Annotated in this window: 10 protein-coding genes; 6 read left to right on the forward strand and 4 right to left on the reverse strand. The window is 61.3% G+C overall.

All coding sequences use genetic code 11. The features are described 5' to 3' along the window. Positions 1 to 89 precede the first annotated feature (89 nt). The 4 genes from EN984_RS07270 to EN984_RS07285 all read right to left on the reverse strand — a co-directional run bounded on the left by EN984_RS07270 (position 90) and on the right by EN984_RS07285 (position 4,315). Positions 90 to 932, reverse strand: a complete 843-nt coding sequence (locus EN984_RS07270; protein WP_127267269.1) for a fumarylacetoacetate hydrolase family protein — start codon at positions 930 to 932, stop codon at positions 90 to 92. Between the two features lie 150 nt (positions 933 to 1,082). Then, entirely contained in the window at positions 1,083 to 1,697 is a 615-nt protein-coding gene (gene leuD / locus EN984_RS07275) for a 3-isopropylmalate dehydratase small subunit (RefSeq protein ID WP_127267270.1), read from the reverse strand. Between the two features lie 2 nt (positions 1,698 to 1,699). Beyond that, positions 1,700 to 3,097, reverse strand: coding sequence for a 3-isopropylmalate dehydratase large subunit (gene leuC / locus EN984_RS07280; protein WP_245456763.1), 1,398 nt, complete (start codon positions 3,095 to 3,097; stop codon positions 1,700 to 1,702). Positions 3,098 to 3,568: 471 nt separating this feature from the next. After that, positions 3,569 to 4,315, reverse strand: a complete 747-nt coding sequence (locus EN984_RS07285) for an SDR family oxidoreductase (protein ID WP_024504883.1) — start codon at positions 4,313 to 4,315, stop codon at positions 3,569 to 3,571. A gap of 484 nt (positions 4,316 to 4,799) precedes the next feature. Between EN984_RS07285 and EN984_RS07290 the strand changes: the two genes are divergently transcribed. The 6 genes from EN984_RS07290 (at position 4,800) to EN984_RS07315 (ending at position 11,424) form a co-directional block, all read left to right on the forward strand. Further along, the gene (locus EN984_RS07290) at positions 4,800 to 5,567 is read left to right on the forward strand and encodes a glutaredoxin domain-containing protein (RefSeq protein WP_024504884.1); all 768 of its coding nucleotides are present in this window, start codon (positions 4,800 to 4,802) and stop codon (positions 5,565 to 5,567) included. A 157-nt stretch (positions 5,568 to 5,724) separates the two neighbouring features. Next, complete coding sequence (gene trxB / locus EN984_RS07295; RefSeq protein WP_032899518.1) at positions 5,725 to 6,663, forward strand: thioredoxin-disulfide reductase; 939 nt, start codon at positions 5,725 to 5,727, stop codon at positions 6,661 to 6,663. A 403-nt stretch (positions 6,664 to 7,066) separates the two neighbouring features. Beyond that, the gene (locus tag EN984_RS07300; protein ID WP_164748757.1) at positions 7,067 to 8,035 is read left to right on the forward strand and encodes a tripartite tricarboxylate transporter substrate binding protein; all 969 of its coding nucleotides are present in this window, start codon (positions 7,067 to 7,069) and stop codon (positions 8,033 to 8,035) included. A 181-nt stretch (positions 8,036 to 8,216) separates the two neighbouring features. Beyond that, entirely contained in the window at positions 8,217 to 8,735 is a 519-nt protein-coding gene (locus tag EN984_RS07305; protein ID WP_081714390.1) for a tripartite tricarboxylate transporter TctB family protein, read from the forward strand. Between the two features lie 26 nt (positions 8,736 to 8,761). Then, the gene (locus tag EN984_RS07310; protein ID WP_127267272.1) at positions 8,762 to 10,261 is read left to right on the forward strand and encodes a tripartite tricarboxylate transporter permease; all 1,500 of its coding nucleotides are present in this window, start codon (positions 8,762 to 8,764) and stop codon (positions 10,259 to 10,261) included. A gap of 326 nt (positions 10,262 to 10,587) precedes the next feature. Beyond that, on the forward strand, positions 10,588 to 11,424 hold the full coding sequence (locus tag EN984_RS07315) for an SDR family oxidoreductase (RefSeq protein WP_127267273.1): 837 nt from the start codon (positions 10,588 to 10,590) through the stop codon (positions 11,422 to 11,424). The last annotated feature ends 197 nt before the right edge of the window (positions 11,425 to 11,621 follow it).

Raw genomic sequence — 11,621 nt, forward strand, 5'->3', positions numbered from 1 at the left:
CCATGGGCTGGCCGGACGCCGCGCGCACCGCGACGTTGTCGTAGCCGAGTTTCCCGAACCGTTGCCGCTGTGCAGGGCGTGTGCCCCTGTCAGCCTTGGTAGAACTCCTGACGCTGCATGCCGAGGCCCTCGATGCCGAGCGTAACGACGTCGCCTGCCTTGAGGAAGATGTTCGGTTTCTGGCCTAGGCCGACGCCAGGAGGGGTGCCGGTGGAGATGATGTCTCCCGGCAGCAGGCTCATGAACTGCGACAGGTAGGACACCAGATAGCGGACGCCGTAAATCATCGTTTTGGTCGAGCCGTCCTGGAATTTGCGCCCGTTGACCTCGAGATGCATCTTGAGGTTCTGCGGGTCGTCGATCTCGTCGGCCGTCACCAGCCACGGGCCGGTCGGTCCGAACGTATCGCAGGACTTGCCCTTGGTCCACTGGCCCTGACGTTCAGCCTGGAAGGCGCGCTCGGAAACGTCATTGATGACGCAATAGCCCGCGACATAGTCCATCGCCTCGGCCTCCGACACGTATTTTGCCGTCTTGCCGATGACGACGCCGAGCTCGACTTCCCAGTCGGTCTTGAGTGATCCACGCGGGATTTCGACCGGATCGTTGGGGCCGACAATGGCCGACGTGGCCTTCATGAAGATGATCGGCTCCGGCGGCACCGTCGCGCCCGTCTCTGCGGCGTGGTCGGAATAATTCAGGCCGATGCAGATGAACTTGCCGGTGCCGGCAACGCAGGCACCGAGGCGCGGGTTGCCTTCGATCAAGGGCAAGGTCATCGGGTCGATGGCGCGTAGTGCGTCAAGACTTTCCGGAAGCAACGTACTACCGGCAATGTTGGCCACCTTGCCAGATAGGTCGCGGATGCGGCCGTCCTTATCGAGCATTCCGGGCTTTTCCTGGCCCAACGGGCCATAATGCAACAACTTCATTTTAGGGGTCACTCCTCGACATGACTTCACGTTCTAAAGACGTAGTCGGCAGTCGTGGCGGCCGCAAAAGCCGGAAGGTCGCGGCCGATAGACAACAAGTTCCTTGCTACGCCAAACCTGCCATTTGGGCGATGAAGGCATTCGCGCTTATCAGTCCGGAACGGTCCAGCCCTGCTCGGCCGCGTGGCGCTTCTCGAAGGCATCGATTTGGTCCTTCTGTGACAGCGTGTAGTCGAGTTCGTCGATGCCGTTTAGCAAGCAGTGCTTGGAGAACTCATCTATCTCGAAGGAATGGACCGCTCCGTTCGGGGCGGTCAGAGTCTGTGCGGCGAGATCGACCTCAATGGTCGCCCCCTGTTGTTCCTTGAGCTGGATCATGATGCTGCTGATTGCGTCGCGTTTCAGTACCACTGGCAGCAGACCGTTCTTCAAGCTGTTGGAGAAGAAGATGTCGCCAAAGCTCGGCGCGACGACAACCCGGAAACCATAATCCGCAACCGCCCAGACGGCATTTTCGCGCGACGAGCCGCAACCGAAATTATCTTCGCCAACCAAGATCTCGCCGTGGCGATAGGGTGGCGTGTTGAGTACAAAATTTTCCCGCTCCTTGCCGCCGTCGTCGAAGCGCAGATCGTGGAAGAGATATTGGGAAAAGCCCTCGGCGCGGGGTTTCGAAAGGAAGCGCGCCGGCAGGATCTGGTCGGTATCGACATTGACGCCAGGAAAGGGAACGGCGGTCGCCGTGACCGACTTGAACGGTTCCATGGTCATTCTCCTCGCTGAAACTGGCGAACGTCGGTGAGGTGGCCGGTGATAGCGGCTGCGGCCGCCATGGTCGGGCTCATCAAGTGGGTACGTGCGCCGCGACCCTGTCGGCCGACGAAATTACGATTTGAGGTCGAGGCGCAGCGCTTGCCGGAAGCCACGGTCTCGCCATTGGTTCCCAGGCAAAGCGAACAGCCCGCCTCGCGCCACTCGAAACCGGCGTGGAGGAAGATGCTGTCCAGCCCCTCAGCCTCCGCCTGAGCCTTGACCAGGCCAGACCCAGGCACGATCCAAGCTTCGACTCTCGGATGGACCGTCCGGCCTTTGACGACCGCCGCGGCGGATCTCAAGTCCTCGATCCGGCCATTGGTGCACGAGCCGATGAATACCCGGTCGACCGGGATTTCAGCCAGCAACGTGCCGGGTTCGAGTCCCATATATGTAAGCGCCTTCGACATGGCTTCGCGGCGCTCGGCGGTGTTGGCGCGATCCGGGTCTGGCACTAGCGCGTCGATTGGAGCGACGTCCTCAAGGCTCGTGCCCCAGGTTACCATCGGCGCGATCTCGGCCGCGTCGAGTGTGACTTCCCTGTCGAACACGGCGTCGGGATCCGAGCCGAGCTGCGACCAGCGCTCGACCGCCTTGTCCCAGGCTTCTCCCGAGGGCGAATAGGGCCGGCCCTTCACATAGTCGAACGTCACCTGGTCTGGCGCGATCATGCCGGCGCGCGCGCCGGCCTCGATCGACATATTGCAGACAGTCAAGCGGCCTTCCATGGTCAGATCACGGATGGCGGAGCCGGCATATTCGATGACATAGCCGACCGCGCCAGCGGCGCCGATCTTACGGATAATGGCGAGAATGACGTCCTTGGCGCTTACGCCGAAGCCCAGTTCGCCCTCGACGGAAATCCGCATGGATTTCGGTTTGCGCTGCCATAGCGTTTGGGTGGCCAACACCTGCGTTGCCTGCGTCATGCCGACGCCGAACGCCAGAGCGCCCAGCGCGCCGTGCGTCGAGGTATGACTGTCGGCGCAAACGATGGTCATGCCCGGCTGGCTGATACCCTGCTCGGGGCCGATGACATGCACGATGCCCTGCCGGCTGTCGGCAAGTTCAAACACGGTGAAGCCGAGCTCCTTGGCGTTCTCCATCAGCGACTCGACCATGCCGCGGCGCTCGGCGCTGGGAATGCGCGCAACCTGACGCACGTCAGTCGGCACGTAGTGGTCGGGCGTGCCGAAAATTTGATGAGGAGCTCTCGGGCGCAAGCCGCGCGCCCGCAGGAACTCGAATGCTGGCTGATAACCGTCGTGGATGAGATGCCGGTCGACATAGAGCAGCGTCTCACCGTCCGCGCGGTCGAGGATGCTGTGCTGCGACCAGATCTTGTCCAGCATGGTGAGAGCCGCGCGAGGCCGGCCTAAGCTCATCATATTTTTCTCCCATAGGAAGCAGATCAAACGAAGCAAGCAACCAAAGGCGGTGATGCTCAGCCGCAGCCGGTGAGTAGCATGGCGCCCGCCGATACGTTCGGGGCCATTTTCTAACGTAGTGACGTCCGCCCCAAGGAGTCTTTGTTGGGAAGGGTGTCATCGCAACGCGCGATGACTGGCGATTGTCGCACCGAGTTGATCGGCTCACCATCGATTCTGGCCAAGGCGTGTCGGGTGGACAGCTTCCCCTCCCGACGCTCGTCCACGGGCGCATCCAACCCGACTCCCGGCAACGGGCGTCGATCCGAACAGACCGTCCAAACTACTTCTCTTCAAGCAACACGGGGGGCCCCTGGGGCTTGGAAGCCAGTGCAGTTAGCTGGCTCCTAACAATGCCGCATATCTTTCAAGGGACAGGCCCGCCGAGCGGTCATCTCAAAGCTGACTCTTGCCCCCGTCAACGACGATCTCGGTGCCCAGCATGAAGGACGAGGCGTCGGAGGCGAGGAAAAGCGCCACTTCCGCCTGCTCGGATGGATCGGCGGCGCGGCCGATCGGCACGCGTGCCTGAACGGTCGCCAGCGCCTTTTCGGCGCCGTTGGCGAACGGTCCTTCGCTGGTGAACACGGCGGTCTTGGTTGGTCCTGGCGACAGGCAGAAGACACGGATGCGGCGCGACAAGAGGTCTGCCGAAATCGCCTTGGCTAGGGCCAAGGCCGGAGCCTTCGAAGCCGCGTACAGTGCCATATTGGGCTGACCGGTCTTGGCGGCGATCGACCCCGTCAGGATCACCACGCCGCAATCGCGCATGAAGGGTGCTGCCTTTTGGACCGTGAAGAACTGGCCCTTGGTGTTGACAGCAAAAAGCTTATCGAAATCCTCGCCGGTCCAGTCGGCGAACGGCTTGAACACGGTGATGCCGGCATTGGCGAAGACGATGTCGATGCCTCCGAGCGCTTCCGAGGCAAGCACCGCACCAGCCGCGATGGAGTCCAGGTCGGAGACGTCCATGTGGACGCCGACACTACCCGGACCCAGCTCGGCTGCCAGCGCCTGGGCTTTCTTGCCGTCGCGTGCGCAGAGCGCCACACGCGCGCCTTCGCGGACGAATGTCCGCGCCGCAGCAAGCCCGATGCCGCTCGTTCCGCCGGTAATCAGCGCAGTCTTTCCCGCAAGTCGCATTCACAATCCCTCAATGTTGGCGCCCGCATCCGTCTGGTGGTGAGAACCTACGGGAGGCGGCGGGTGGTAGGAGCCCAGCTCATCTTCGCCGGCACACCCCCGGGCCAAATGGAGCATGCCCCGCTCTGATAGCGTTTGACCGGCTGCTCGGCATTGAATGCTCTCTTTGCCCCTTCATGGTTCAGACGAGAGCGCCGACGCGGACGTGGCGCCAGTCTCGGCCTCTCTTAAAAGCAGGCTTCCATGATCGAAAGTCGCAAACGGGAAGGAAAGCATCGTGCCCGACGATGCCGCGGCCCGGCACATCGCCGATCACGATGCCCCCCTTCCCGAATGGCGTCTTCAGTTGCTGCCCACGACGCTTTAGACAATCCGGGGACGCTACAGTTTGCCGGCTGATCCCGACTGGGGTCGCGTGGTCCGCCGCGCCGCACGCAAATCGAAGGATTTCAAGATTCTCGGTTCAAGAGCAGGAGATTTATACATGTACACCGATCCGATCAGGGTTTTCTGGGTGCCTGGATGCTCGGCCTGCGTCAAGACGAAGGAGTTCCTGACCAGTCTCGGCGTGCCGTTCGAATCCGTGAACCTGCTCGAGAACGAGCAAGGCGCAGCCGACCTCGCCAAGCTCGGCGCGAAGTCTTTGCCTGTCGTATCGCGCGGCGAGAAGTTCACCTTCGCCCAGTCGCTCGACCAGGTCGCCGAGTTCGTCGGCAGGAAGCGAGACGGCGTCGAGCGACTGCCGCCTGAAGAGCTCCATCGGCGCTGGCAGGAATTTCTCGCGGTAGCGAGATCACTGATCGTGGAGATTCCGGTGGACAAGCTCGGCCACCATCCCATTCCGAACCGCCTGGAGCGAACGGTCCTTGGCCTTGCCTATCACATTTTCCAGATACCTGACGTATTCGTCCGCAACGTCGCGGGAGAATTCGAGGATTGGGCGCACTACGTCAATCTTCCCGCGCCTGATGACATGAAGAACAATGCCGACATCCTTGCTTTTGCCGACGCATCGATCGCGACCCTGACGGGCTGGTGGGATGGCTTGCAGGACCGCGCCTGCCTATGGACCGTCCGGACTTATTATGGCGTGCGTTCGGGCTGGGAGGTACTTGAGCGCCAGACCTGGCACTCGGCGCAGCATACGCGCCAGTTGCAGGCGGTACTCGAAGGCTTTGATATTCCTCTCTCCAAGACTGTCGACGCGAAACTCTATGACGGTCTGCCGATGCCGGTCGCCCTCTGGGAATAGCGCCGCCCCGGTTGCCAACGACGGCCTCTCCCGCCATGCCAGCTGATGGCTACGTCGGACCGCTGCTTTTCGGAGCGGGCGCGAGGCAGCGGATAACCGAGGCGGGCGGGCAATACCGTCGAGCCGGGCAAACCCACCAGCAATCTTGGGCGAACGAATGAGCACACGGGTCATCATTATCGGGTCGGGGCCGGCGGGCTACACCGCCGCCATCTATGCGGCACGCGCGCTGTGCAATCCCGTGCTGATCTGTGGGCCGCAACCTGGTGGACAGCTGACGGTAACCACGGATGTCGAGAACTATCCGGGATTCCCCGACATCGTCCAGGGCCCATGGCTCATGGAGCAGATGCAGAAACAGGCGGAACACTGCGGGGCGACTATCGTCACTGACCATGTCGAAACCGCCGATCTCAGCGAGCGGCCGTTCAGGGTAATCACGTCGTCCGGCAAGCGCTACGAGACCGAGGCGCTCATCATCGCGACCGGCGCCCAGGCCAGGTGGCTTGGCCTGCCTTCGGAAGAGCGTTTCCGCGGCTTCGGTGTCTCCGCTTGCGCTACATGCGACGGCATATTCTTCATCCGCAAGCACGTCGTGGTGGTTGGCGGGGGCAACACCGCGGCCGAGGAAGCGCTATTCCTCAGCAAATATGCGTCTAAGGTCACGCTCGTGCACCGTGGTGCCAGTTTGCGAGCGGAGAAAATCCTGCAGCAACGACTGTTCAACGACACGAAAATCGAGGTCGTCTGGGAGCATGTAGTGGATGAAGTTCTGGGCAACGAAGAACCGGCGCTCTCCGTCGAAGGCATTCGCCTCAGGCATGCCAGAACGGGTGCCGTGCAGAACCTGCCTGCCGACGGGCTGTTCGTCGCGATCGGCCACAGCCCGTCCGTCCGGGTCTTTGGCGACCAGCTCCGACAGAAGCCCGGTGGCTACATCTGGGTTGAGCCTGGATCGACGCGCACCAGCGTTCCGGGCGTCTTTGCGGCAGGCGATGTAAGCGACGATGTCTATCGGCAGGCGGTAACCGCTGCCGGCCTCGGCTGCATGGCCGCCATCGAGGCGGAACGGTTCCTCGCTCACCCTCATTCGTAATGCTTGCGGCTGCGCAACCGGGCCTGGCTCGCTCTACCATGCTTTGCCATATTCTCTCCGCTCCGCCGTCTATCGGTAAAGCATACCGCGGCACCTGGCTCCGAGCAGAAGCCTTATCCTCGCAGTGTGCGATGCCGGCATAAGAATCTACGACTCACCTTTTTGCGCCGTTTCTTTTTATAAGGTCGCCGTACTGCGCCGTCGGCCATGCCGTCGCGAAGTGCCGCGGGAGGCCAAGAGGAACGGTGATGGGCTTTTAGTTGGCGGCAGGAATTCGGGTGCGCTGTCTACGGTTCCTTTGGGACGTGACGCTAGCAAAGTCTCGCTGCGGGATGGAAGCCTCGAAGAAGCAATAAAAAGGGAGAGAAGAATGATTGGATCCTACAAAAAATCAGCCCATGCCATGCTGGCAGCGCTGTCGCTGGTACTGCTGTCGCTCGCTGGCGCCAACTGCGCCAAGGCGGCTGATGACTATCCGAACAAGCCGATCGAAGTAATCGTCGGCTACCTCCCCGGTGGCGCAACCGACTTCGCCGCCCGCGTCCTCGCCGAGTCACTGTCGACCAGCCTCGGACAGCCGGTGATCGTCAATAACCGCCCCGGCGCCTCTTCGGCGATCGCCGTTGATGCCGTCAAGCGCGCGGATCCAGATGGCTATACGCTTCTGTTTGGCAACAACGACGCGATTGCGATATTGCCGGCCGTCAAGCCGGACGTGGCCTACAAGATCCCGGACGACCTGACCTTCATTTCCCGGGTCGTCGAGTTTCCACTGGTGTTCGCTGTCAGCACGAAGCTGCCGCTCAACGCCATGAAAGATTTCGTCGAATACGCGAAGGCCAATCCCGGCAAGTTCAACTACGGCTCTTCGGGTGTTGGCGGTTCGCTGCACATTGAGGGTGTGCGTATGGCCCTGGCGGCAGGCATCGACATCACCCACGTCGCCTACAAAGGTGCTGCCGGTGCTGTGACCGACCTCGTCGGAGGCCAGATCGACGGCATGTTCGGCACGGTGAAGGACATCTCCGCCCATCTCAACACTGGCACCATCAAGCTGCTGGCCGTGACCTCTCCCGAGCGCGTACCGGTAGTGCCGGATGTGCCGACTTTGGCCGAAGCCGGCCTCGGCGACGCCACCGTCACGGGCTGGTTCGCCCTCATGGGTCCCGCGAACATGCCTAAGGAGGTCACCGACAAGCTGAGCAAGGCCGTCGCCGACGCCTTGGTCAAGCCGGAAGTGGCAAAGCGTCTGGCTGACTCTGGCCTGTATACGTCGCCGCTTGCCGGCGCTGAGTTCAAGGATTTCGTGGTCAAGCAACTCGACACGTTCAAGACCATCGCCGAAAAGCAGAACATCCGGATTACCGATTGACGGTTCGTCGCGGGCGGCTCATTCGTTTTGGGCCGCCCTAAGTCTGGCATGAACGTTGCGCGCGGATTGGAATTTTCGATGCGAAATCCGCCAATCGCCCCATATCGCCAAGCGGCATCAAGCACCCCGAACCAGGCAGGTTCTGACCTACCATGGCTCCTGCTGCTTCGGCCTATGATTTATGCACCGGGTCCTCACGATGCCATCTCAACTTGAAAAGCCGAGAGACGTGATCAGTGGGACGCTGGTGCTCGCCACCGGTGCAGCGTTCCTTTACTTCGGTCGCGGGTTGACGGTCGGCAGCGCTTCGCGAATGGGGCCGGGCTACTTTCCGATCGTTCTGAGCCTGCTGATGGTCGTTCTGGGGCTTGCCATCATCGTTAACGCATTGCGTTCAAAAAGCGGGGCAGGCGAGGCGCTGACGATCCCTTGGCGTGCGCTTGTCCTCGTCCTGGGCTCGATCATGGTCTTCGCCCTAACCCTCAAAGGGCTCGGCCTGTTCATCTCGCTGGCGCTCTGCATTCTGGCGACGACCATGGCCAGCAGCTACACGAAGTGGATCCCCTCCATCACGCTAGCCCTCGTGCTGTCTCTCGTCTGCGCCTTCCTTTTCGTCTATGCGCTCGGATTGCCCATCCCGATCATCGGGCAATGGCTATCTTTCGGTTACTGGTGGCCTTCGGCTTCCCCCAGCCCGTGAAAATCACCAGCTGAAGAACATTTTTCATGGACTTCTTTTCCAATCTTGAGCTTGGTTTCCAGACGGCACTGAACCCGTGGAACCTGCTGTACTGCTTCATCGGCTGCCTGCTAGGCACAGCTGTCGGGGTCTTGCCGGGTCTCGGGCCGGTGGCAACAATTGCCATGCTTCTGCCGCTGACCTTCAGCCTGTCGCCCGACACGGCGATGATAATGCTGGCCGGCATCTACTACGGTGCGCAATACGGAAGCTCCACCACCGCCATCCTGATCAACCTGCCGGGCGAAGCCGGCTCGATCGTGACCGCGATTGACGGCTACGAGATGGCCAAGCAGGGCAGGGCGGGTCAGGCGTTGGCGGTGGCGGCACTGGGTTCGTTCTTCGCCGGAACGGTCGCAACGCTCATCCTGGCGCTGTTCGCTCCGGTGCTGGCCGGCTTTGCGCTGAAGTTCGGCCCGGCAGAGTATTTCTCCCTGATGGTGCTCGGCCTCGTTGCATCAGTTACGCTTGCGTCAGGTTCGCTGCTCAAGGCGTTCGCGATGATCGTGCTGGGCCTGCTGCTTGGCCTGGTCGGGACCGATGTCGAGAGCGGCACGCTGCGATACACGTTCGGCATACCGAGCTTGGCCGACGGGCTCGATTTCGTCGCGCTCAGCATGGGCGTATTCGGTATCAACGAGATCATCTTCAACATCGAGCATGAGCAGAAGCGCAACGTAATTGTTCGCAAGGTGAGCAAACTCATGTTGACGGCTGCGGAGCTCAAGAGCGTCATAGCCCCGGTCTTGCGAGGGACTGGCATCGGCACCGTGCTTGGGATCTTGCCCGGCGGTGGCGCAGTCCTGGCATCGTTCGCGGCCTATGCGGTCGAGAGCCGTGTCTCGAAAAACCGGTCGCAGTTCGGCAAGGGCGCTATTCAAGGGGTCGCGGCGCCAGAAAGCGCCAACAATGCCGGCGCGCAGACCTCATTCATCCCGATGCTGACGCTCGGCATCCCCTCCAACCCGGTAATGGCGATGATGATCGGCGCGTTGGTTATCCAGGGCATTACACCTGGCCCGAATGTCGCCACTGAGCAGCCGGCCCTGTTCTGGGGTCTGATCGCCTCGATGTGGGTCGGCAATCTGATGCTGGTCCTGCTTAACCTGCCTCTGATTGGCATATGGGTGCGGATGCTGATGGTGCCGTACCACTACCTCGCTCCGGCGATCGTTGCGATTTGCTGCATCGGCGCTTACAGCGTCTACAACGACTCGTTCAGCATCTACACAATGGCCCTGTTCGGCCTCGTCGGCTACATCCTGATCAAGCTCGACTTCGAACCAGCGCCGCTGCTGCTCGGCTTCGTGCTGGGACCGATGCTGGAGGAGAACCTGCGGCGGGCAATGGTGCTTTCCCGTGGCGACCCGACCGTGTTCCTCACCCGGCCCGGCAGCCTCATGCTGATCGTTCTGGCCGCGATACTGTTGGTCCTGGTGCTGTTGCCCAGCATACGCTCGAAGCGCGAGGAAGCGTTTCAGGAGTGACTTCGGGTAGGAGGGAAAAACCGGCGCGTCAGGCATCTCAGCCAGCGATTGAGTCCTTCCAAAAATGGTGTCGCGCAGGTCTTGACAGAGTTGCATGGGAGCTATCCGAATTGCGGACGGTCGACCGACGCGATTGGCAAGTGACGCCGTGGCCAAGGATGAGCGCTGGTGGCATCGTCCGAGACGATGCATCACTTCCCAATCGCGACTGGGGCTAACGCCGTCGTATCATTATCAGAACTGCGTCGCCTCCTGGGCGACTAGTTGGCCCGTTGTCATCGGAACGTTCCCGATCGACGGACTAAGCCACGCAATTGGGAGGATTTATGCCGTATTCGGATTTCAAGGGGAAGGTTGCGATCATAACGGGGGCCGGTGCAGGTATCGGCCTTGCCATTGCTGAAGCGCTTGTCAAGGAAGGGGTGCGTGTTGCTGGCATGGATATCAATCTGGATGGTGTGAGCCGGGTTGAGCAGCGCGTTGGGAAAGACAAGTTCCTTGCCTTGCAGGTCGACATCACTGATCCGGCGAATTGCAAACGGGGCGTGGATGCTGCTGCAGAGCATTTCGGTGGATTGCATGTCCTCATCAACAATGCCGCGCTCGGCATGAACGCCGTGCACCCACGTTACGAGACTCTCCCCTTGCAGATCGAAGACGTCAGCGAAGAACTGTGGAAAAAATTCATGCTGACCAATGTCTGCGGCACGTTCAACATGTCGCGCCAGGTCGTTCCGCGCCTGCGTCCGCAGAAATGGGGCCGCATCATTAACGTCAGCACGAGCTACTTGACCATGATGCGGCCGGGCTTTTCCCCCTACGGACCGTCAAAGGCGGCTCTCGAAGCATGGTCGATGATGCTGTCGCGCGAACTCGATGAATCAGGCATCACCGTCAACGTCGTGTTGCCGGGCGGGCCGGTAGACACGGCCATGGTTCCCGATAGGGATGGCCTTGATCGCGAGACGCTTATCCGCCCCGAGATGATGGCTCCGATGATTCTGGCGCTCTTGACCAGCGAGGGCGACAAAATAACCGGCAAACGCTTCCTCGCGGTCGATTGGGACAATACGACCAGCGACCCGCAGCTTCAGACCCACCGGACCGCGGCCTGGCCGGAGCTAGCCACTCCGCTCGCAGCGTTGGCGCCGAAGAAGGGGTGAATGTCCTCCATGGACTAACCTCCCATGTACAGCGTGGCGGGAGGGGAACAACCAGCCAGACAAGGGATTTGCCTCTTTCCGGCAAGGCAGCTCTCCTCGAGGGAAGGTCGGGTCGTTGACCGGCTTGATGAAGTTCTGAAAACCGCTGAAGCGGGCGCGTGCCCAGTTGGGCAAAAGATGCGTCCGTCATGGCAGAC

It is taken from the genome of Mesorhizobium sp. M7A.F.Ca.CA.004.12.1.1, from assembly GCF_003997835.1.
GTDB lineage: Bacteria > Pseudomonadota > Alphaproteobacteria > Rhizobiales > Rhizobiaceae > Mesorhizobium.